At 71.0% G+C, this 21,633-nt stretch carries 15 protein-coding genes and 1 pseudogene; 8 read left to right on the top strand and 8 right to left on the bottom strand.

The window, feature by feature from the left end:
- Positions 1 to 84: 84 nt before the first annotated feature.
- Positions 85 to 2,643 (bottom strand): FtsX-like permease family protein, encoded by a 2,559-nt coding sequence (locus tag E1193_RS01990; RefSeq protein ID WP_132179616.1) that lies wholly within the window; start codon positions 2,641 to 2,643, stop codon positions 85 to 87.
- Positions 2,640 to 3,410: an ABC transporter ATP-binding protein gene (locus E1193_RS01995; protein WP_243707223.1), complete on the bottom strand. Its 771-nt coding sequence runs from the start codon at positions 3,408 to 3,410 to the stop codon at positions 2,640 to 2,642. The genes E1193_RS01990 and E1193_RS01995 overlap by 4 nt, the downstream gene beginning before the upstream one ends.
- Positions 3,411 to 3,555: 145 nt before the next feature.
- Here E1193_RS01995 and E1193_RS02000 point away from each other — a divergent pair, with 145 nt between their 5' ends.
- Positions 3,556 to 4,770: a histidine kinase gene (locus E1193_RS02000; RefSeq protein WP_132179618.1), complete on the top strand. Its 1,215-nt coding sequence runs from the start codon at positions 3,556 to 3,558 to the stop codon at positions 4,768 to 4,770.
- Entirely contained in the window at positions 4,767 to 5,411 is a 645-nt protein-coding gene (locus E1193_RS02005) for a response regulator transcription factor (protein ID WP_132179620.1), read from the top strand. The genes E1193_RS02000 and E1193_RS02005 overlap by 4 nt, the downstream gene beginning before the upstream one ends.
- Positions 5,412 to 5,525: 114 nt before the next feature.
- On the opposite strand, the gene E1193_RS02010 is transcribed toward E1193_RS02005, so the two are convergent.
- The 4 genes and pseudogenes from E1193_RS02010 to E1193_RS02020 all read right to left on the bottom strand — a co-directional run bounded on the left by E1193_RS02010 (position 5,526) and on the right by E1193_RS02020 (position 9,717).
- On the bottom strand, positions 5,526 to 6,368 hold the full coding sequence (locus E1193_RS02010; RefSeq protein ID WP_132179622.1) for a methyltransferase domain-containing protein: 843 nt from the start codon (positions 6,366 to 6,368) through the stop codon (positions 5,526 to 5,528).
- A 462-nt stretch (positions 6,369 to 6,830) separates the two neighbouring features.
- Positions 6,831 to 7,877, bottom strand: coding sequence for a glycosyl hydrolase 53 family protein (locus E1193_RS02015; protein WP_243707232.1), 1,047 nt, complete (start codon positions 7,875 to 7,877; stop codon positions 6,831 to 6,833).
- A pseudogene (locus E1193_RS32375) lies at positions 7,869 to 8,330 on the bottom strand (carbohydrate-binding protein); the annotation flags it as partial. The gene E1193_RS02015 and the pseudogene E1193_RS32375, both read right to left, overlap by 9 nt.
- Before the next feature lie 388 nt (positions 8,331 to 8,718).
- Positions 8,719 to 9,717: a PaaX family transcriptional regulator C-terminal domain-containing protein gene (locus E1193_RS02020; RefSeq protein WP_347877004.1), complete on the bottom strand. Its 999-nt coding sequence runs from the start codon at positions 9,715 to 9,717 to the stop codon at positions 8,719 to 8,721.
- A gap of 710 nt (positions 9,718 to 10,427) precedes the next feature.
- Here E1193_RS02020 and E1193_RS02025 point away from each other — a divergent pair.
- From E1193_RS02025 to E1193_RS02040, 4 genes are read left to right on the top strand one after another with little or no spacing between them, the layout of a single operon-like run.
- Positions 10,428 to 11,552 (top strand): extracellular solute-binding protein, encoded by a 1,125-nt coding sequence (locus E1193_RS02025; RefSeq protein ID WP_165945588.1) that lies wholly within the window; start codon positions 10,428 to 10,430, stop codon positions 11,550 to 11,552.
- 2 nt (positions 11,553 to 11,554) lie between these two features.
- Entirely contained in the window at positions 11,555 to 12,511 is a 957-nt protein-coding gene (locus tag E1193_RS02030; RefSeq protein ID WP_132179628.1) for a sugar ABC transporter permease, read from the top strand.
- Positions 12,508 to 13,344 carry a carbohydrate ABC transporter permease gene (locus tag E1193_RS02035; protein WP_132179630.1) on the top strand — a complete coding sequence of 279 codons (837 nt, stop codon included), beginning with the start codon at positions 12,508 to 12,510 and terminating at the stop codon, positions 13,342 to 13,344. The genes E1193_RS02030 and E1193_RS02035 overlap by 4 nt, the downstream gene beginning before the upstream one ends.
- Positions 13,341 to 13,922, top strand: coding sequence for a hypothetical protein (locus E1193_RS02040; RefSeq protein WP_132179632.1), 582 nt, complete (start codon positions 13,341 to 13,343; stop codon positions 13,920 to 13,922). The genes E1193_RS02035 and E1193_RS02040 overlap by 4 nt, the downstream gene beginning before the upstream one ends.
- A gap of 50 nt (positions 13,923 to 13,972) precedes the next feature.
- Here E1193_RS02040 and E1193_RS02045 read toward each other — a convergent pair whose 3' ends face one another.
- Entirely contained in the window at positions 13,973 to 16,714 is a 2,742-nt protein-coding gene (locus E1193_RS02045; RefSeq protein ID WP_132179634.1) for a Tat pathway signal sequence domain protein, read from the bottom strand.
- A 213-nt stretch (positions 16,715 to 16,927) separates the two neighbouring features.
- Here E1193_RS02045 and E1193_RS02050 point away from each other — a divergent pair, with 213 nt between their 5' ends.
- Positions 16,928 to 18,826 carry a DUF2264 domain-containing protein gene (locus E1193_RS02050; protein WP_207922509.1) on the top strand — a complete coding sequence of 633 codons (1,899 nt, stop codon included), beginning with the start codon at positions 16,928 to 16,930 and terminating at the stop codon, positions 18,824 to 18,826.
- A 66-nt stretch (positions 18,827 to 18,892) separates the two neighbouring features.
- Positions 18,893 to 19,960 (top strand): LacI family DNA-binding transcriptional regulator, encoded by a 1,068-nt coding sequence (locus E1193_RS02055; RefSeq protein ID WP_132179725.1) that lies wholly within the window; start codon positions 18,893 to 18,895, stop codon positions 19,958 to 19,960.
- An 18-nt stretch (positions 19,961 to 19,978) separates the two neighbouring features.
- Here the strand turns inward: E1193_RS02055 and E1193_RS02060 are convergent, their stop codons facing one another.
- Complete coding sequence (locus E1193_RS02060) at positions 19,979 to 21,619, bottom strand: extracellular solute-binding protein (protein ID WP_132179638.1); 1,641 nt, start codon at positions 21,617 to 21,619, stop codon at positions 19,979 to 19,981.
- Between the last annotated feature and the right edge of the window lie 14 nt (positions 21,620 to 21,633).

The following is a 21,633-nucleotide window of genomic DNA, read 5'->3' on the forward strand; positions in this document are numbered from 1 at the left end:
CAACGTTTGGTTGCGCATGACCGTACCCCCGGGGGTCGACCTTGCGCAACCAAACGTTGCGCTTCCGCGGAAACGTCCCGCCGCTCAGCCGTCCGTGGCGAGCCCCTCCATCGGGCTGATCCGTGCGGCGCGGCGGGCCGGGAGCAGTCCGGCCAACCCGGTGAGCGTCGTCAGGACCGCCACGGTGACGGCGAGCTGACCGAAGGGGATCTCCACCGGTACGGTGCTGTCGAAGGTCTTGATCGACATCGCGGCGTACGGCAGCCCGAGCACGACGCCGATCGTGGCGCCCAGCGCGCCGTACAGCGCCGCCTCGGTGGTCAGCATGACGGTGAGCCCTCGGCGGGACATGCCGACCGCCCGCAACAGCCCGGACTCGCGGACCCGCTCCACCACGGACAACGCGGTGGTGATACCCACCCCGACGACCGCCACGACCACCGTAAGGCTGATCAGTGCCAGGAGAACCACGATCAACGCGTTGGTCTTCTCGCGCGTCTGGTCCCTCTGGTCGGCGAGCACCGACAACCGGAGGCCCTGGTCGGCGGGGCTGATGGCCTCCAGCGCCTGGTAGGCGGCGGTGCGGCCCGGCTCGCCGGGGCGTGTCGCATTGGCCAGCAGCCCGGTGGGGCCGGGTGGGACACCGAGCTGGTCCAGGTCGGTCGGGCTGACGATGATCCCGGTCGCCAGCGGGGTGGCGTCGAGGATCTCGGTGACCCGGACGTCGAGCGTGCGCTGGCCCGTCGTGATGGTGACGGAGTCGCCGGGCCGCACCCCGGCCGCCCGCGCCACCGCCCGGTCCAGCGCGGCGTGCCAGGCGTCGACGGTCTTCGGCGCAGTGGCCTCGGCCTCCACCCGGCGCGACTCCGGAGCGGTTCGCGGCTCCGGCTGCGGCCCTCGGGTCGCGAGTTGACGCAGGTCGAGATCGGTGGCCAGGACGTCGGACTTCGACGTGCCGATCCGGACCGTGGCGGTGCGGTACGGCACGACGGCGGTCAGTTCCGGCCGGGTTCGGGCCTTCTGGATCACGCTGTCCGGCACGACGGCGCCGTCGTCGGCGATCAGGTTGAAGTCCCCGGGGGCCATCGAGGTGGCCTGCCGGTCCGTGGCTGCCTGCGTGGTGGCGCCGATGACCAGGGTGAGGGCGATGAGGGTAACGCCGAGCGCGACGACGGTGCTGACGGCCGCGGCGCGACGCGACGCGGCACCCACGCCACTGGCCGCCAACCGGCCGATCGCTCCCCATTTCCGCAGCGGCCAGCTCACCACCGCGAGCACCGGCCGCACCACCACCGGCCCGAGCGTGAGGAGGGCCAGGAACGCCAGGGCGAACGAGCAGAGCACCAGCAGCAGCACCGTCGAGTCCCGGCCGGCGCTGTCGCTGCCGCCGAGGAGGGTCGCGGCGACAGCGGCGCTGAGGACGGCCCCGCCGGCGAAGAGCCCGCCGATGACGGCGCGGACGCCACCGATCCCCCGCCCGCCGGCGGTCGTGCTCGCCGTCCGCAGCGCTTCCAACGGCGCGACGCGGGCCGCCGCGAACGCGGGCGCGAGCACGGTGAGTACCGTCATCAGCACCGTGCCGGCCACCACCGCGAGGGCGGTGCCGACCGGAAAGCCGGGCCGGGGAACGTCGATGCCGAAACTGCGCAGCACCAGGGGCGCGAGCAGTCCCAGCGCCGAGGCGGCGAGCACGCCGAGCACCGCGGCTACCAGCCCGGTGAGGGCCCCTTCGGCGGCGAGGGCCCTGGCCAGTGCGCGGCGGTCCGCGCCGACGGCCCGCAGGAGCGCCAGTTGGCGCAGGCGCTGGGCGAAGACGATGCGGAAGGTGGACGCGGTCACGAGCGCGGCGGCGATGATGGCGAGCGCCACGAACAGCGACATGGCGACGAAGACGGCGTCGATGTCGGCCAGCGCGGCCTCCTGCTCGCTGGCGCGGGCCTGGGCACCCGTCATGATGCTGTCGCTCGCGTCGGCGCCGACCAGCGCCGCCAGGTCCGTCCGCACGGCGTCGACGGACACCCCGGGCGCGACGCGCACGTCGATCTGCGTCCAGCGGTCCGTCACGGCCAACCGGGCGGCGAAGACGTCCGTGGTGTACGCGGTGTCCCAGCCGTCGTCAGCGGTCTCCACCAGGCCGGTGACGGTCGCCCGCACGGTCTCGCGCCCGGCGTCGGGGTCGCTGCTGTCCGGGGCATCAAGCCGCAGGTTCACCACTGCCCCGACGGGCAGCTTCAGCCGGTCGGCGGTCCGCCGGCTGACCGCCAGCTCGTCAGGCGCGCTCGGATACCTGCCCTCCGTCAGGCGCACCTTTGCCATCGGTCCGCTGCCCGGGTCGGCGTTGATTTGGAGGTAGGCGGACGAGATCCGCTCCAGTTGGACGTAGCCGTCCACGCGGCCGACCGCCTCGGCCACGCCGGGCACCGCACGGACCTTCTGGAGCGTGTCGAGTGTCGGCGTGGCCCCCACGACCAGGTTCGTCGCCGCGGGGGTCTGGCTGAGCCGGTCCACGACCACCTGCCGCGCCACCTGATGCGCCAGGACCGTGCCGAAGACGGCGCAGGCCGCGATGGTCAGGGCCAGGCCGGTCAGCAGCGCCCGGGCGGGGCGACGCGCCAGGGCACTCAGTTGGGTACGCAGAATCATGCGGGCACCGCCAGCCGGCGCAGGGCGTCGGTCACCGACCGCGGGTCCGGGTCGTCAATCTCGCCGGCGATCCGGCCGTCGGCCAGCACGACCACCCGGTCGGCGTACGCCGCGGCGCTCGGATCATGGGTGACCATCACGACGGTGTGACCGAACTGCCGGACGGACCGGCGCAGCAGTTCGAGCACCTCCGCGCCGGTCCGGGAGTCCAGAGCACCGGTCGGTTCGTCGGCGAAGACCACGTCGGGCTCGGCGACCAGCGCACGGGCCAGCGCCACGCGCTGCTGCTGCCCGCCGGACAGCTCGCTGGGCCGGTGACCCAGCCGGTCACCCAGGCCCAGCACGGTGACGAGGTCGTCGAAGCGGGCCGGGTCCGGCCGTCGCCCGGCCAGGTCGAGCGGAAGCGTGATGTTCTGCCGCGCGGTCAGCTGCGGCAGGAGGTTGAACGACTGGAAGACGAACCCGATCCGCTCCCGGCGAACCCGGGTGAGCACCCGGTCGGGCAGGACCGTCAGGTCCGTGCCGCCGAGCAGCGCCTGCCCCGACGTGGCCTGGTCGAGCCCGGCCAGACAGTGCATGAGCGTGGACTTCCCGGACCCGGACGGGCCCATGATGGCGGTGAACCGGGCTTGGGCAAAACTGACCGTGACGCCATCCAGCGCCCGCACCGCCGTCTCCCCGCTGCCGTACACCTTCACCAGATCGACCGCGGCGACGGCGCTGCCGGGCCGGACCGGGGATATATTCTTGAATGGTTCGGTCTGCACTATTCCTCCACGTTCTCGGAGTGTTCGCCAGTAGCCTGCCGGCCGATGCGCCGCACCCACATCCGCCAGTGGTCAGGACCCGGCCCGTCCCCCTCTGCCTTTTGGCTGATCCGCAAGCCGACGCACGATGTACGCTGACCCGGCGATGGCACGTGACGACGGCAGGACCTGGCTGTTCTGGCTGACCCGACTGGTGATGCTGCTGGTCGGCGCGGCTCTGATTCGGCACGACGTCGAGCAGCCGCTGACGCTGACGCCCGCCTCCGTGCTGCTCGCCGCGGCCGCCACCCTGGTGTGGGTGCCGCGCCACCAGCACCACGCCCGGCGCCTGACGACCTCGGCCCTGCTGCTGTTCGCCGGCTCGCTGGCGGTCACCGCGCTCTCGCTACTGCCCGGCCTGCGGGGGCTGGACGGCTACTGGGGTGGCGCCGAGGAACTGGGTCTCCTGCTGTCCCTGCTCGTGGTGACCCGCCGAGGGGCCGGGCGGCTCACGCTGGTGGCGGTCGTCGCCGGCGTGGCGGCAATCGCGGCCCAGCCGCTGCGGATCGTGCCCAAACTGGAGCTGCCGGACCCCTTCCACCACAGCGTCGACTACGGCGTGATCGCCGCAGCCGTGGTCGGCGTGGGCAGCTACCTGCGTTCCCTGGACACCGAGCGCAAACGCCGACTCTCCGACGTGCTCCTCCACCAGCGGGCAGAGTTCGCGCGCGACCTGCACGATTTCATCGCCCACCACGTCACCGGCATCGTCGTGCAGGCCCAGGGCGCTCGTCTGATCGTCCAGCAGGACCCGGAGCGGGCCGTCCAGGCGTTGACCCACATCGAACAGGCCGGCGCGGAAACCATGACGGCCATGCGGCGGATGGTCGGCGTGCTGCGCAGCTACGACGACGGGCACCGCCCCGACACCGCCAGCCAGGACGACAACCAGGTGACGCCGATCACCCCGCTGGCCCGCACCGCAGACCTGGCCCCGCTGCTCGAACGGTTCACCGCCTCGGGCGGCCCGCCGGTCCGGCTACACCTGGACGGGACACTGGACGGGCTTCCGGCGGACGCCGACTCCTCCGCCTACCGGATCATCCTGGAGGCGCTGACCAATGTACGCCGGCACGCCCCCGACGCCAGCGCGGTCGACGTGTCCCTGCACCGCACCCCGGACTGGCTCCTGGTGCAGGTCACCGACGACGCCCCGACGGCGACGTCGCGCCGGCCCGGACGGAAGCCCGGCGGTTTCGGCCTCATCGGGCTCACCGAGCGGGCCAGGGCGCTCGGCGGCCGGCTCCACGCCGGGCCGGGCACGACGGGAGGGTGGACCGTGGAGGCAGCGTTGCCGCTGCACACCCGGCCGGGCACATGACCATCCGGGTACTGGTCGCCGACGACCAGGCGATGGTCCGCACCGGCTTCGGCATGATCATCAGTGCCCAGCCGGACATGGAACTCGTCGGCGAGGCCGCCGACGGCGTCGAGGCCGTCGCCCTCGCCCGCAAGTTGCGCCCCGACGTGGCACTGCTGGACATCCGCATGCCACGCATGGACGGACTCGACGCGCTGCGGCTGCTCACCGGCCCCGGCGTCGCCGACCCGATCCGGGTCGTCGTGGTCACCACCTTCGACCTCGACGAGTACGTCCACACCGCGCTGCGCCACGGGGCGTGCGGCTTCCTCCTCAAGGACTCGGGCCCGGCGTTGCTCGTCGAGGCGATCCGCGCGGCCGCATCCGGCGACGCCATGATCAGCCCATCGATCACCGTACGGCTGCTCGCCCACGTCAACCGGTCCACGCTGGGCAACCGTGACACCGGCACGCTGTCGCCCCGCGAACTCGACGTGGTGAAACTCGTCGCCCGCGGCATGACCAACGCCGAGATCGCCGCACAGCTGTTCATCTCCATCGGCACAGTCAAGACACATCTTGCCAGCGTGCAGGCCAAGCTACCGGCCCGAAACCGAGTGGAGATCGCCGCGTGGGCGTGGGAGCGGCATCTCGTCGGGTAGCCGGGTGGCCCGAGACCTCGATCCGGCGTCACGTCCCCTCGTGCGGTGGCTCGCCCGCCCACAGGCTGTTCGTCTCCGGCAGGGTCCGGCGCGCTGCCCGTTCCGCCTTGGCGGTCAGCTGCTCGGGACGCCGGCCCGGGGCACCGCGACGGTCATCCGGACCGCGGTGGTCAGGGTCAGCCCGCCGCCCGGCACCCGAGCGGGCTCGAGGGCCCGGGCCGCGTCGGCGGTCGCGGCGTCGAGACGGTCGGCCGGGATGTGCCGCAGCAGCGCGCGTCCGCCGTGCGACCACATCCACTCCGTCCAGTGGTCGATGTCGCGAAACCGGCTCTCGACCCGGTGTTCGCCGATGGTGGCGACGGTGAGTCCGACGGCGGCCAGGGTCGCGGTGATCGCCTGCTGGTCGGCGAACGGGTCGGCCGCCGGCGCCGGGCGCTGCCAGTCCGGTGGCAGGTGCGCGGCCAGGGCGTCCATGGCAGCCACGAAGGCCGGATCATGGGCGGCGAAGGTGCTGATCGCCAACCGGCCGGAGGGCCGCAGTAACCGCCCGTACGCCCGCAGGGCCTGCTCGGGCTCGGGCAGCAGGAAGACGACCAGCCCAGCCAGGACCGCGTCGAAGCTGCCGGGCGGGAAGTCGGGCCGTTGGGCGTCGCCGACCCGGACGTCGACGTGGGTCAGGCCGGCGCGCGTGACGTCCTCGGCGGTGAGCGCGACCATGGCCGGCGCCAGGTCGATGCCCGTGACACGACCGGTCGGGCCGGTGGCGTCCGCCGCCGGGAAGAGGACGGCTCCCCGGCCGCACCCGACGTCGAGCACTCGGTCACCGGGTCGGATGCCGGCACGGCGGACGAGTTCGGCGCCGAACGGACCGAAGAAGGACACGCCGGTTCGGTCGTAGTGCGCAGCGGCCTGTTCGAACACCTCGGCGGCCGAGTTCGGCTGAACACTGCTCGTCATCGACGCTCCCCTGCTCATGGTCGCGCCCGCCGGGCCGCCGCCGGTCGCGGACCGGCCACCCTCGGGTCGACTGCTGCGGCTCCGGAAACTGGTCATGAAAATCCTACCCGGTACTGCCGGGTGCTCCTCGGACGAGCAGGACGGGCGTCCGGTGGCGGCGCGGGCTGAGGTGAACGAATGATGGCACCGCCCGGTGGGGCGGCGCCATCATCGGGAGGTGGGTCGAACGACCTCCACGGTGGACCGGTGGGGCTGACTCGTCGCTACGGGCTGACGCAGCGGGGTGACCGACGGGCTGGTCGGCGGCGTCGTGGTCGTGGGTGGGCTGGTGGGCGCACCGGGCGGCGTGAGCGGGCACAACGCACGGAGCGCGACCGTCGTCACGACCGCCGCCCGCCTCAACAGCCGACGCGGACGAACCGTGGGCCGGTCGCGCACGGGCCGCCGCCGGCCCGGGGGTGGCTACGGCAGCCAGCGGATGTTGGGGTTGAGGCGGCCGTTGCGGTCGAAGACCGCCATGTTGTCCCACTCGTTGCCGGAGTTGTTGATGTCAGTGGGGTTCCAGCCGTTGCCGGGCACCGCGTACCAGGTGGGCTCCCAGTAGAAGATGCCGATGGCGCCGGCGTTGCGTGCGGTGGTCTGCACCGCGGCGAAGTTGGCCTGTTGCCCGGCCGGCGTGGTCGCGTAGCCCGAGCAGCCGCTGGTGACCACGTTTTGGGTGCTGTCGGCGTTGGCCGTGGTGTACGGGTACGCGGTCTCGGCGATGATGACCGGCTTGCCGTACCGGGACCGCATGTCGGACACCACGTTGGCCATGTTCGACAGGCTGCCGTGCCAGAAGCAGTAGTACGACAGTGCGGTGATGTCCCACTGGACGCTCTGGGCCCGGATGCCGTCGTAGAACCACCGGGCGCCGTCCTCCACCCTCGCGGTGTGGATCACCACCTGGGTGCCGCTGTTACACGCCTTCGTCGCGTTGTACCCGGCCTTGAGCAACCGCCCCAGGTTGGTGAAGTTGCTGTTGACCACCCGGCCGTCATCCCACAACATCCCCGTGTTGATCTCGTTACCGATCTGCACACTGTCCGGCACGGTGCCCTGCGCCTTCAGACTGGTGCACACGTCGTACGTGTAGTCGTAGACGTCCGTGGTCAACTGGTTGATCCCGTGGCTGGCCCACGCCGCCGGCTTGAACTGCTTACCCGGATCCGCCCACGTGTCCGAGTAGTGGAAGTCCACCATCAGCTTCAGGCCCTTGGCCTTCACCGTCCGGGCGTACTGCAACACCTTGTCCTTGTTGTTGTAGCCACTACGTGGGTTGTTCCAGATCCGCAACCGCACATAGTTGACGCCCACGCTCTTGAGAATGTCCAACGCGTCGCCCTGGGTACCGTCGGCGTAGTAGTGCCGCGCGCCCAGATCGAGGGCCCGCTGCCCGGTCGACACGTCCGCACCCTGCATGATCGAGGTGTCGCCGCCGTCGGTCGTGGTGACCTCGAGGTAGTCGATGTTCGCGAGCCCACCGGCGGTCGTCGCGGCCAGCCGCACGGTGTTGGTTCCCGCGGCCAGCTGGACGCTCAGGCTTTTGGTCGCCCAACTGCTCCACGCGCCGGTGGCCTCGAACCCGAGCCCGGTCTGCACCGGCGCGCCATTGACACTGACATCCGCCGGCCGGCTCGCCGTGGTGCCGTTGGCGAACCGGACAGCCAGGTTCGCGGCGCCCGCCGCGGGAGCGTTCACCGTGAACGTGACAGCGGCGCCGACGGCGTTGGGCGTGTCGCAGAAGCCGCTGCCGGAGTAGCCGGAGTGGTTGGAGGCGACGGTGCCACCGCACACCGCGGGTGATGACTCCGCCTCGTAGCGGCTCGTCGCGGCGTGCGCGCTGAGCGCCAACACGACAGCGGTGCCGGACAGAGCCGTTGTCACCGCCATGACTGCCGAAATTCTCGTCAACGGCTTCATCGATGCTCCCTGGAGGTGTCCATGGCGAGGTCCGTTCTCGGGGTCAAGGGGTCCCCGCCCGCGGCGCGACGGCCGGGGCGGGTGGCCGGCATCCGGGGGGTGACGGAACAGCCACGCCGATGCAGCCGATCGCCGTCGAGCCAGATGCCTGCCGTGAGCCGTGGCACGAGGCGCTTCCGGTGGGTGGCCCTGACGGCCACAGGTATCACATATCCTGTCCGGCGGACGTGCGACTGTCAATCGACGGATGTCCACATGATGTGGTCGGCGGCCAGCCGCACAACGGCTCGGCGGCGAGACGCCAGCACCGTGGCCGGCGCTGGCGTGGGTCACCCCGGCACCACCAGAGCGACGTCGAACCCGTCGGGCCGTACGCGGCGGACGCGGGTCAGAGCCGCGCGAGGGCCGCCGCGCTTCCGAGGGCCCCGGCCCGCAACTCGGCGACGGTGTGCGCCCGGATCTCAGGGTGCGGTCCGTCGGCGACCCGGGCGGCGACGGCTCGTACGTGCTCCTGAGCCGGTTCGGCCAGCCCGTCGTACACCGCCACGAACAACTCCCGGGCGCGGGCGCGCGGCCAACCGGACGGCATCAGTTCGACCGGGAGCAGGGGGTCGAGCACCGGAAAGCGGCGGTAGGTGTCCATCACCTCGGTGCGGGCGCGCACCGCCCTGGCGCCGGTGACCCTGCCGGCGGCCATCCGGGGCAACAGGGCGGCCCAGCGCCGGATGAAGGTTCGGTACCGCGCGGCGATGCCCGCGACATCCCAGGCGTCGACCGGGCTGCGGGAGGTCTCCGTCTCCAGTTCGACGTGCCGCGCGCGGAACACGCTCATCGTGCCGAGCGCCACCGCTGCCAGCGCGGCACGCGCCTCCGCCGTCATCGCGTGCGGCGACACCCAGACCCCGTCGTAGAGCGGGGCGTATCCCCGCCACCGCAGGCCATCCCGGAGCGCGCGCCGCTGGGCGCCCTCCTCCTGCGGAATGGAGAAGGCGACCAGGGTCCACGCCCCGTCCCAGCACTCAGGATCCGCGGCGAACGCCGCGATCTCGCCACCTCCGACCGAGAGGTTGGCGGCGGCGGGTTGCGTCAGCCGGTACGAACTGTGTCGCCCCTGCCGACTACCTTCGAGCACCCCCCGCCGGGCCAGCCTGCTGATGGCCGTGCGAGCGGCGCCACTGGTCACGCCGAACTCGCCGAGCAGGGCCACGATCGCCGCGGAGGGCAACCAGGCGCGGGCGCTCACGGTGTAGTCCGCGATCAGGGTCACCGCCAGCCCCTGGGGTGAGCCCGCCTGCCGGCGTGGCAGCCGCACCGATCCGGCAGGCACGTCGGGGAAGATCTCCTCGATGTCGAAGGGACTGACCACGGCGCACACTCCGGCGGGCATCGGGGGCACAGGGTGGCACTGACTGTAGTAGGCAGGGTCGCCTCGCGGCACGGCAGTCTCATTAGGATCGACCATTGTCGAAGCCGGCGACGCGGACGCATCTCCACGGCACTCCCCCGGGCCACTGCTCGCATCGACCAGGCTCTTGACGCCGGTCCCGCAGGCGTGGCACTTTCAGATCACCAGCACATAGAGAACGATGCCTGTTCACCCACGTCGGTAACCGCTATGGTGTGCGCGCCGCGTACGCCGAAGGAGACCACATGACGGCATAGACCCTGGCCGGCCAAACCTACTGAGGCCGGTCAGCGAAATCCGGCCGCGGCTTCAGGATTCGCACCGCGAGTCGTCGAACGCACCCTCGTCAGTTGCTTTCGCTCGACCGCGGAGCGCTGGGGCACACCCGGCCGGGGCCGTCCCGCGTGGAGCACCTTCGGCCACGCGCGCGTCGAGGAGGACGCGGGTCGCCGACCGGGCAGCTCGTCAGGGCGACAGAGGTCCACGGCACACCGCCACGGAGCGCCGGACGGGCGCACCGCTTATAGCAGACGGAGGACCAGATGCATTTTTTGAAACGATTCATAACTGTCGCGGCCGTTGCGTCACTAGCACTGACCGGGGCTGCCTGTGGTGACGACGGGGGCGACTCGACCGAATCCGGTCCCGTCACCTTGCGGTACTCATGGTGGGGCAACGCCGACCGTGCCGCGATGATGCAGAAGGCGATCGACCTCTTCCAGACCAAGAACCCGAACATCAAGATTACGCCCAGCTTCCAGGAGTACGAGGCGTACTGGCAGAAGATGGCGACGGAGACCGCCGGCAACAACGCGCCCGACGTTTTCCAGATGGACTTCTCCTACCTGCGCGAGTACGCCGACCGCAACGCCCTGAACGACCTGAAGAAGCAGGAGGGCGACGCACTCAAGCTCGACGACCTCCTCGAAGGACTCAAGGGCGCGGGCGAGGTCAACGGCGGCCTGTACGGCGTACCGGTGGGTGGCAACACCTGGGGTTACATGTACAACCCGGCGGTGCTCGCGCAGGCCGGCGTGCCGGAGCCGAAACCCGGCTGGACCTGGAACGACTATCGGGCCTCGCTCGCGAGGATCACCCAGGCCACCAAGGGCAAGGTCCACGGCGCGGCCAACTACATCGGCAGCTACTACAACCTGGAGTTGCAGCTGCGGCAGGAGGGCGGGCTGCTGTACACGGAGGACGGCAAGATCGGCTTCGACAAGGCCCGGCTGGCGAAGTTCTTCAACGAGGGCAGGGCCCTCGTTGACGCCAAGGCCGTGCTGCCGATCGAGAAGAGCGTCCAAATCAAGCCGCAGCACGCGCTGGAGCTCGACCTGATCGCCAGCGAGCTGGGCTGGGACAACTTCATGGCCCGGTACGCGGCGAGCACCAAGGCGCAGCTCAGGCTGGGGCCGGTGCCGTCGGACAACCCGAACTCGCAGGGCCAGTACCTCAAGCCCGCCATGCTGCTCAGCGTCTCGAAGAAGACCAAGCACGCGGAGGCGTCCGCCAAGCTCATCTCCTTCATGATCAATGACCCCGAGGTCGGCAAGATCTTCGGCGCCAACCGCGGCCTGCCGGCCACCAACGCGCAGCGCGCCGCGGCCCAGCTGGAGGGCCCGCTCGCCACCGTCGCCGCGTACGAAGAGGGCCTCAAGGACCAGCTCACCAAGGCGCCGCCCGCGCCGCCCAAGGGCGCCGGCACCCTGGAGCAGGCGTTCATCCGGATCTCCGAGGAACTCCAGTACGGACGGATCAGCGTCGACGACGCGGTCAACCAGTTCTTCACCGAGGTCGAAGAGACCCTCGAGTCCTGACGATGACAACGACCACGTCGACCCAGCGTCGCGAGGTCGGCAGCACCGAGCCGGCGGGCCCCCGTAAGCGGGCCCGCCGGTCCGGTGACGGCGTGGCGGGTTACCTCTTCCTCTCGCCGTGGATCATCGGGATCCTGCTGCTGACCCTCGGCCCGATGGTGACCTCGCTGTACCTGTCGTTCACCGACTACGACCTCTTCAACCCCCCGCAGTGGATCGGCCTCGACAACTACCAGCGGATGTTCGACGACGCCCGGTGGCTCAAGTCGGTGCGCGTCACCGCGCTGTACGTGGCGCTCGCCGTGCCGATCAAGCTTGCCTGCGCGCTGGCCGTCGCCATGTTGCTGAACAACGAACGCCGTGGGCGGGCCTTCTACCGGGCGGCGTTCTACGGCCCCTCGCTGATCGGCGCGAGCGTCAGCCTGGCGATCGTCTGGAAGGCGATGTTCAGCGACGACGCCGTGGTCGACCAGCTGCTGCGCGCGGTCGGCGTCAACACCGGCGGCTGGGCCGGCAACCCCGACTTCTCGCTGCTCATGCTCGTCCTGCTGGCTGCCTGGCAGCTGGGCGCTCCGATGGTCATCTTCCTCGCCGGGCTGAAGCAGGTGCCGCGGGAGCTGTACGAGGCGGCCGAGGTGGACGGTGCCGGGGCGTGGCGGCGGTTCCGCAACATCACGCTGCCGATGATCTCCCCGGTGATCTTCTTCAACCTGCTGCTGGAGACCATCAACGCGTTCCAGGTCTTCACGTCCGCGTACATCGTCGGCGGGCCCAACGGCCAGCCGGCCGGCACGACGCTGTTCTACACCATCTACCTCTTCGACCGCGGCTTCGGCGACTACCGCATGGGGTACGCCTCGGCCATGGCCTGGATGCTGCTGGCCGGGGTCGGGCTGGTGACGCTCTTCCTCTTCCGCACCGCACGCGGCTGGGTGTACTACTCGGGGGACAAACGATGAGACCGAAGCTGTCCACCGTCGCATGGCACGTCGGCGCCATCGCGTTGCTCGCCGTCGTGCTCTACCCGATCGTGTGGGTCACGGCGGCGACCTTCAAGCCCACCGAGGACATCATCGGCAGTCTCCAACTGCTGCCCACCCGGATCACGACGATCAACTACGAGCGGGCGGTCGAGGGCATCGCCGGCATCAGCGTGGTGCGCTTCTTCTGGAACTCGACCGTCCTGGCGGTGCTGTCCGTCGTGGGCACGGTGGCGTCCTCAGCCATGGCCGCGTACGCGTTCGCCCGGCTGCGGTTCCGCGGGCGTACCCTCATGTTCGGCCTCATGATCGCCACCTTGCTGCTGCCGTTCCACGTGCTCATCATCCCGCAGTACGTGGTCTTCCAGAAGCTCGGCCTCGTCGACACGTACGCGCCGCTGCTGCTGGGCAAGTTCCTCGCCACCGAGGCGTTCTTCGTGTTCCTCATGGTGCAGTTCATGCGGGGGATCCCGTACGAGCTGGACGAGTCCGCGAAGATAGACGGCGCCGGCCACTGGGCGGTCTTCTGGAACATCCTGCTGCCGCTGTCACGCCCCGCCATCATCACCACGGCCATCTTCACGTTCATCTGGACCTGGAACGACTTCTTCGGCCCTCTCATCTACCTCAGCACTCCAGAGAAGTATCCGCTGCCGTTGGCGCTCCAACTCTTCATCGACGAGACCGCCGGCTCCGACTTCGGCGCGCTCATGGCGATGTCGATGCTCGCGCTGGTACCCGTGATCCTGTTCTTCCTGTTCTTCCAGCGGTTCCTCGTCGAGGGCGTCTCCACGTCGGGCCTCAAGGGATGAGGCGGTTCGCGCTCTTCGGGGAGTGCCTGACGGCCGGGTTGCTGGTCGCGCTGGCGATCCTCCCGGTCGTCACGCTGCTGCCCGCGCTGGCGGCCGGTTGCGCGCACATCCGGGCGCACGTCGATGGCGAGAGCACCGCGATCCGGACGTTCTTCACCCGCGCCGGCGCGGCGTACCGGGGCAGCCTGGGCCTGTCGCTCGGCGTCGTGGCCGGTTACGCGGTCCTGGCCGGCGACGTGCTCATCCTCCGCCGCGCCGGCGTGCCCGGCGGCGGCCTCGTCGCCGCCGCCTGCGTCGTCGCCGCCGCGGCGCTGTCGGTGATCGTCCTCCGCGCCGCAGCCGCATGGTCGCCGGGCGCACAGTGGGCGCAGCTGGTACGCCAGGCCGCCCGCCGCGCCGTCACCGGTGATCCGTCCGGCTCCCTGCTCCTGGTCATGGCGCTCGGCGTGCTCGTCGTCGTCACCTGGCAACTGCTGCCGCTCGTGCTGCCGATGCTCGGCTGCCTGCTCATGGCGGCCGTGGCGGTCGAACGCCGCCACGGCCGCCCAGACTCCGCACTGGGCCAGGCCCCCGTGTGATCCCGAGGTGTCCCACCGGCACGTCATGAGCTGGTCCTGGGCCGCCTTCGTCAGCGCAGGTGCTCGCCGACCAGCGCCAGGCACTGGATCGCGGCGAGGGCGTACTGGGCGCTGGCGTTCGTGGACACGAAGCTGTTCTCGTCGACCGGCTTGAGCACGGCTGGCCCCTCGATCCGCGTGGAGCGGAAGCCGAAATTCCGCGGGTAGCCGGCGTGGCCGGTGTAGAACTCCTGCCAGGCGCGGGCCGCCAGGGTCGCGTCACCGGTCTTCGCGGCGGCGTACGCGGTGAGCCGCGAGTGCGCCTGGCGAAGGTTGAGGTTGCCCAACGACTGTCCGACCTCGGCAGTCTGCTCGGCGGCGGTGCCGTTGTAGAGCCGGCAGTACTGAAGCCAGGCGTTGGTGAACTCGGGCATGTCGGCCAGGCTGATCAGTTCGCTGCAGATCTCGACGAGGCCGAACACCGCGCCGAGCGACCCGACCGACACCGCCGGCGCGGCGGGGGCGAACTTCCCGGTCTCCAGGTCGTAGCGACCGCTGCCCTGGATGAAGCCGTTGGGCATGGCGGCGATGGTGCGCGCGGTGTTGAGCAGTTTCGTCTGGGCGATCGGGTCACCGCCGCGTTCCCATTCGGTGAGCCAGGCCGCGGCCAGGCCACTCCAGTCGGTGCCCGTGCTGATCGACAGCGCGCGCGGGTCCGGCTCGTAGGGCTCGGTGCGGATCTTGCGGATGGGGTCGAGGACCAGAAAGGTCCGATCGGAGTCGACCAGGTCGCGCATCAGGTCACCGACGCGTTCGTCGGCGGTGAGGAAGTAGTAGAAGCGCCGGTACGCCGCGGAGCTGATCCGCAGCTGTTTGGCGCTGTCGGCCCAGTGCAGCACACCGTGGCGGGTGCCGAGGTCCTGGTACTTGCCGAGATGGTAGACATCGACCTCGCCGGTGTGCCGGGTCATGGCCTCGGCGAAGCGGAACACCTCGGCCCGCCCGGAGCGCAGGTACTGGTACCACAGCCACAGGTCGGGCGAGAGCTCGGAGTTGGCCCAGGCGTATCCCCCGACGTCGTACCGCCAGACGTGCCGGTCGCCGTCGTAGCTGTGCATGATGTCGCCGTAGTTCCAGAACCCGTACCACGAGCGCTGCTCCACCTGGTTGCGGTGGTAGTCGAACAGGAAGTCGAGGCGGTCCTCGATCTCGCGGCGGGCCGGGGTGCTGCGGTCGACGGGGCTCCAGTCGCCGAAGACGCCGGCGGCGTGCAGGCTGGCCGGCGGGGCGGCGAGCAGCGGTGGCGTCTGAGCGGCGTCGGCGAGCTGGGCCAGCCGTTCGGCGGACGGCGTGCCGGCCAGCGCCCAGAACGACAGTTCGGTGGTGCGTGCCACGCCGAACGGCCTACCGAAGCCAGGCTCGTAGTCCTCGTACGTGATCTCCAGGCCTTCGAGCTGCTCGGGATAGGTGTCCTGGCCCATCCCGTCGTGGTAGAAGCGCAGGTCCATCGGCGGGGCGTCGGGCGACCAGAGCCAGACGGTCACCTCGGCGGTGTCGCCGGCGGCGCCTCGGATGTCGAGCTGGGTTGGGTGCAGTTGCCAGAAGTCCTTCATGCCGAACGCGAGACCGCCGGAGACGCCGCCGACGTAGCCGAGACCGGCGGCGCGGCGGCCGGTGTCGACCTGGATCCAACCGTGCCCGGCGCTGGTCCGTTTGCGGATGTCGAAACAGCCGTCGGAGAGCTGCCGGAGGCTGTAGTCGCCCCAGGCCGGAATCAGGTGCAGCCGGCTCGACACGCGGGTGTCCCAGGTGGACACGTTCGGCGTAGGGCGGCCGGCGATCTGCGCCTGCCGTACCGCCGCGCCGGGGTCGCGCCGCAGGCCGGTGATGCCGCGGACCGCCTCGCCCAGCACCCCGTCGCCGTCCCCGGCGAAGCGGATGTGCCGGTCGTGGAGCTGGTCGGTCATCGGCACCTCGAAGCGGATGCCGAGGCCGCTGATGAAGTCCTTCTTCTCGTCCCCGTCGAAGACGAACGTGTGCACCATCCGGATGCCGTCACTGCCCGCGAAGAAATACAGCCGCACCGTGAACGGCAACCAGCTGCTGCGGCCACGGAAAACCCGGTGCCGTCCCTCGATACGCACGACCGCACGCACCGGACCGCGCTGTTCGACGGTCACCGTCCGGACCTCGCCGGTGAACCGCTCGGTGCGGACGACGGCCGGGGCATCGTCGGCGTTGTCCCTGCGCAGGCACACGAGCGTGCCGTTCGCGGCGACGGTGCGGCCGGCGCGGACGATCGACGGCACCAGCACGTAACCACTGCGAGCGATCGTGCACTGGACCACGCCGGTGTCCACCTGTATCGCCTTGGCGGTCTCGGTGACCCGTAGTGGCTTGGCCGGCTCGGCGGCCGTGCCGGGGCGCAGCAGGTACGCCTCGGCGGGCGGAACCTCGGTGCCGATCGCGTGGGCGGTCCACTTGACCGAGCCGTCCGGCCAGAAGCCGATCGGCCAGGACTGCACCGGCACCGCCGCGCCCCCGGCGGTGGTCAGGGCCAACTCCTGCCCGCGATTCAGCGTGCCGCGCTTCCAGGGCACGCCCCAGGTCGCGCCGACGAGCGCCGGGGGCGTGCCGCCTTCGAGCCAGCGCAGCGGCACGGCGTCCGGCTCGGCGGCAGCGGCCCTGGCGACGCTGGGTGCGGTGGCGGGCCCCGCCGGCGCCGCGGCAGCAGGCCGGGATAGGGGTAGTTGGGAAGCGGCGCCGACGATGGCGGCGCCCGTCAGGAGACTGCGTCTGGGCAGCTGGGACATAGCGCACTCCACGTGGTCGGGTGCCGCGGTCGAAGGCCGGCTATGGAAACGCTTACCATCTCGTGCAGATAATCAGACGCGTCGATAGGGTGTCAAGACCTCGCGTCGCCGAACGCGTTCCTGTTGGCAGCCACGTTGATCGTCGCGGTGAGGTGCCATATGCTCCAGCACATCAGTACAAACGTTTTAACCAGGCTCCCACCTGTCGATGGTTTGTCATCGCCGTACACCGGGTGGACCAGGGCGCACTGGGAGGCGGTGGCCGACCACCTGCTGGACGCGGTCGCGCCCCACGCGGTGCCGGGTTTCGCCCAGTACCGGCTCCCGGGCCGGCCCGGGAGTGCCGGCCTGACCAGTGACGGCCTGGAGGGATACGCGCGGACGTTCCTGCTCGCCGCCTTCCGTATCGCCGGTGCGGGCGGCGACGTGCCGGCAGAACTCATCGAGCGGTACGCGGACGGCCTCGCCCACGGCACGGACCCCGGTGACCGGTACGCATGGCCGGCGCCGGCCGACTGTTCCCAGCAGATCGTGGAGGCGGCCTCGATCGCGTTGGCGTTGCACGAGACCCGCCGCTGGCTGTTCGACCGACTCGACAGTCAGGTGCGGGAGCGGGTGGTCGACTGGCTCGCCGGCTTCGCGGGCAGGCGGACGTGGCAGAGCAACTGGGTGCTGTTCCCCGTCGTGATCCAGCAGTTCCTGGCCGGCGTCGGCGGGCCGCACGAGCCGGCCGAGATCGCAGCTGGGCTCGACCAGATCGAGCAGTGGTACGTCGGGGACGGCTGGTACACCGACGGCGCCGGGCGGTGCTTCGACTACTACGCCGGTTGGGCGATGCACCTGTACCCCCTGATGTGGGCACGGATGTCCGGCGACCGGGAGCGCGGCTCCCGGTACCGGGAGCGGCTGCACGCCTTCCTGGAGCAGTACCAGCACATGTTCGCCCGCGACGGCGCACCGGTGCACCAGGGCCGGTCGCTGTGCTACCGGTACGCCGCCGTCGCCCCGCTGTGGCTGGGCGAGGTGATGGACGTCAGCCCGCTGCCCGCCGGGCGCACCCGCCGGATCGCCAGCGGCGTGCTGCGACACTTCGTCGAGCGGGGTGTGCCGGACGAGCGCGGGCTGCTGGGCCTTGGCTGGTACGACCACTTCCTCCCGACCGTCCAGCACTACTCCGGGCCGGCCTCGCCGTACTGGGCCAGCAAGGGTTTCCTCGGCCTGCTGCTGCCCGCGGACCATCCGGCCTGGACGGCACGGGAGAGTGCCGCGCCGATCGACGACGGCGACCGGGCCGTCGCGATGCCCGGACCCGGCTGGCTACTGCACGCCACCCAGCACGACGGCCTCGTCAGGGTGGTCAACCACGGCAGCGACCGGGCCCGCCACCTCGCGGCCGACGGGTTGGAGGACCCGCACTACACCCGCTTCGGGTACGCCTCGCACACCGCCCCGGAGGCCGGCGAGGACGCCCGCGTGCGGGCGGTGGACGGTCACCTCGCCGTTGTGGCCCCGGACGGCACGGTCTCACGTCGCCGCCGGATCGAGCCGATCGCCGTGTTCGACCGGTTCGCCGCCTCCGCCTACGAGGACGGACTGCCGGTCGGTCCGGTGCGGGTGGAGACCGCGTCGATCGTGCGCGGGCCGTGGGAGGTGCGCGTGCACCGGGTGACCGCACCGCCGGGCTGCGGGGTACGCGAGGGCGGGTACGCGCTGGCCGACGACCACCCGCCGGCCGACCAGATCGGGCCCGGGTGGGCACGCGTGCGGCGGCCGGACGGGCTGGCCAGCATCGTGGTCGCCCTGCACGGTCTCCGCGAGGCCGCCGTGGCGAGATCGGTCGAGTCGAACGCGTACGGCGCGTGCTCCGCCACCCCGTACCTGACGGCGCCCGAACACCCGGGCGGCAGCGCCTTGTACGTCTCGCTGGTGGCGCTCACCGGCGACCGCGTCGTTCCGGACGCGCTCCGGGAGTCGGTCGTGGCGGCCGTCGACGGGGACCGGGTCGGCGTGCGGTTTCCGGACGGGGAACGGGTCGAGGTGGTGATGGGCGCCGCGCCGGCCTATGCCCGCTATCCGGTGGCCGGCGCGTCGGTGCACTGGTCGCCGGCTTGACACTGCCCAACGCGGAGCCGATTATTTCTGTAACCGTTTTCTGAAAAACAGTCCCTCGGGGTGGCGATGGCGCGGCGGGCGAGCGAAGCTGCGGAAGGCCGGCGGCGGTCCACGATACGCGAGGTCGCCGACCGGGCCGGGGTCTCCGTGGCGACCGTCTCCCGGATCCTGACCGGCAGCTACCCCGCCGCCCCGTCGACACGGGCGCGGGTGATGCGGGCGGTCAAGGAACTGGACTACGTGGCCAACGCGCACGCCCGGGCACTGGCCGGCACCCCGAACAAGAGCGTCGCGATCGTGCTCAACTCGGTGATCTCGCCCCACTACGCCCACGTGGCCCAGGGCGTCGAGGCACAGGCCGCCGCCGAGGGCCGGTTGTGCCTGATCGGCACCACCGGCGGCGACCCGGAGCGCGAACTCGCCATGGTGAAGTTCATGCGGGAACAGCACGCCGAGGCGGTCATCCTGGTCGGCAACGTGGTGGCCGACGAGAGTTACCGGGAGCGGATGGGCCGGTACGCGCGCGCCCTGGCCGCGATCGGCTCCCGGCTGGTGCTGTGCGGGCGCCCGTCGCTCGGCCCCGACGTGCCCGCGGTCGTCGTGGAGTACGACCACGCGGGTGGCGCGTTCGCGGCCACCAGCCACCTCCTGTCCGCAGGGCACCGGCGGATCCTGTGTCTGGGCTACCGCGCCGGCTACACCACGGTCGAGGGGCGACTGGCCGGATACCGGCGGGCGTTGGCCGCGCACCGCGTGCCGCACGACCCCAGCCTGGAGGTCGAGGGCACGATGGAGTGGCACGAGGGCTATCGGATGATGACGGAACGGCTGGCCGCCGGGGCCCGCGACTTCACCGCCGTCTTCGCCGTCAACGACCTCATCGCCGGTGGCGCCTACCGGGCACTCGCCGAGCATGGACTACGGGTGCCCCACGACGTGTCGATGGTCGGCTTCGACGACCTGCCGCCCTCGCTCGACCTCAACCTGACCACCGTGCACCTGCCCCACGAGGAGGTCGGGCGCACCGCCGTGCGCCTCGCGCTGGAGCACGAGGCACGCGGCGGCGCACCGCCACACGTCACCCTCGGCACGCACCTGGTCGTACGCGACTCGGTCCGCCCGCTTGTCTCGTGACGACGCCGCCCGCGCGGTTCACGTGGCCGCGGCGTACTCGACGGCAAACTCCTCGGCGAGCTTGTCGCCGCCGGCCTGCCTCCACTGGGTGACCGCGTCCTTCCAGGCGGACACCGGCTTGCGGCCGAAGACGATGGCCGACACGGCGTCGCCGACGATCCGGTTCAGCTCGGCTGCCTTTGTGCTCTGCGTCGCCGACCGCAGACCGACCGCGGGGTCGGCCACGCTCTTCGGCAGCACCGCCTTCTCCCACTCGTGCACGGCACGGGCCGCCTCGGGCTGCCCCGGCAGGTACAGCACGGCCGGCGCGACCCCGATGTACTTGACTGGCAGGTTGGTGTTGTTCTCCGCGCCGGCCAGCGCGGTGGGCACGATGCCGCTGGCGTTCTTGGTGTAGTGCACTCCTTCGACGCCGTAGTTGGCCAGTTCGTACTCCGCGGTGCCGAACGGCGCGCTGAGGTAGTTGCAGACGCGTAGGAGCAGCTTGATCCGGTCGGGGCTGGCCTTCTTGAAGGCCACGTGGCCGAAGAAGCCGGTGCCGCGCCAGGGCGTCGGGTCCGGTCCGTACGGCCGGCCGAGGTCGAGCTGGAACCGGCCGTTGATCTTGGCAAGGGTGTTGGGGGCCACGGAGCCGAACCCGTCGGTGAGCGACAAGACGGTGCCGCTGTGCCAGAACGTCTGCAGGTCGGTGGCGCTGAGCGTGAGGCTGTCCGGATGGTAGGCACCGGCCTCGGCCAGGCGGCGCATGACTCCGATCGCCTCCTCGAACTGCCCGGTGGTGAGCGTGCTGACGAACTTCCCACCGTCCACCCGCCACTGGTTGGGCGCGCCGAGCGAACCGGCATGGTAGGTGATCGCCCCGACACCCCCGAACAGGGATTTGGAGCCCCCGATGCCCCACCGCCGGCCGCCGGTGACCTTCCGCATCGCGGCGACGTACCCCTCGGTGTCCCACTGGACCGGCACGTCGGCCTGGTTGAGGGCGGTACGGTTGACGAACAGGCTGTTGCCCGGCGCCGGCCGCTCCAGCGGCACGCCGTAGATCCGGCCGTTGATACGGCCCATGGCCTTCCAGGCGCGCGTCGGGATGTTGGCGAGGTTCGGGTAATCCCGTACCGCGTCGCCGCCGACCAGGTCGGAGATGTCGGCGCACTGCGCCTGGATGAACTCGGCCGCACGGGGTAGCGCCAGTTGGCTGAACATGATGATGTCCGGCAGGTCGTCGCCGGAGGCCATCAGCGTGGTCATCTTCTGGCTGTACTCGGCGTCGGGGACGACCACGATCTTCAGGTTGACGTTGAGCGCCTTGTTGACCGCCTGCCAGAACTGGTTGGCCTCCGCCGGTTTGGGCGGGGCGCCGTAGGTGATGACCATCGCGGTGATCTCGGAGCCGTCGCCGACGGTGTCGTTCACCGACCTGGCCACCTGCTGCGGGTAGGTCAGGTACAAGGGCTGCACGCCCTGGTCGTCTCCGGGCGCGTCCGGCGGCGGGCCGGAGAACGGCACGTGCGCGGGCCAGGGCACCAGATCCTTGCCCGCGTTGCCGACATCGCGTTTGGCGCCGTCACCACAACCGGTGAGCAGCGGTCCGGCGACACCGGCCAGCGCGCCCGCGCCGGCCAGCCTCAGCAACGACCGCCGGGGAAGATGAACAGCCATGCGGTCCCTCCTCT

The sequence above is a fragment of the Micromonospora sp. KC606 genome (genome assembly GCF_004348675.1).
Classification (GTDB): Bacteria; Actinomycetota; Actinomycetes; order Mycobacteriales; family Micromonosporaceae; genus Micromonospora.

Coding starts and splice junctions, on each gene's coding strand:
- E1193_RS01990 (WP_132179616.1), bottom strand. CDS start 2,643: ATGATTCTGCGTACCCAACTGAGTGCCCTGGCGCGTCGCCCCGCCCGG.
- E1193_RS02000 (WP_132179618.1), top strand. CDS start 3,556: ATGGCACGTGACGACGGCAGGACCTGGCTGTTCTGGCTGACCCGACTG.
- E1193_RS02005 (WP_132179620.1), top strand. CDS start 4,767: ATGACCATCCGGGTACTGGTCGCCGACGACCAGGCGATGGTCCGCACC.
- E1193_RS02010 (WP_132179622.1), bottom strand. CDS start 6,368: ATGACGAGCAGTGTTCAGCCGAACTCGGCCGCCGAGGTGTTCGAACAG.
- E1193_RS02020 (WP_347877004.1), bottom strand. CDS start 9,717: ATGCCCGCCGGAGTGTGCGCCGTGGTCAGTCCCTTCGACATCGAGGAG.
- E1193_RS02025 (WP_165945588.1), top strand. CDS start 10,428: ATGATGCAGAAGGCGATCGACCTCTTCCAGACCAAGAACCCGAACATC.
- E1193_RS02030 (WP_132179628.1), top strand. CDS start 11,555: ATGACAACGACCACGTCGACCCAGCGTCGCGAGGTCGGCAGCACCGAG.
- E1193_RS02035 (WP_132179630.1), top strand. CDS start 12,508: ATGAGACCGAAGCTGTCCACCGTCGCATGGCACGTCGGCGCCATCGCG.
- E1193_RS02040 (WP_132179632.1), top strand. CDS start 13,341: ATGAGGCGGTTCGCGCTCTTCGGGGAGTGCCTGACGGCCGGGTTGCTG.
- E1193_RS02045 (WP_132179634.1), bottom strand. CDS start 16,714: ATGTCCCAGCTGCCCAGACGCAGTCTCCTGACGGGCGCCGCCATCGTC.
- E1193_RS02055 (WP_132179725.1), top strand. CDS start 18,893: ATGGCGCGGCGGGCGAGCGAAGCTGCGGAAGGCCGGCGGCGGTCCACG.
- E1193_RS02060 (WP_132179638.1), bottom strand. CDS start 21,619: ATGGCTGTTCATCTTCCCCGGCGGTCGTTGCTGAGGCTGGCCGGCGCG.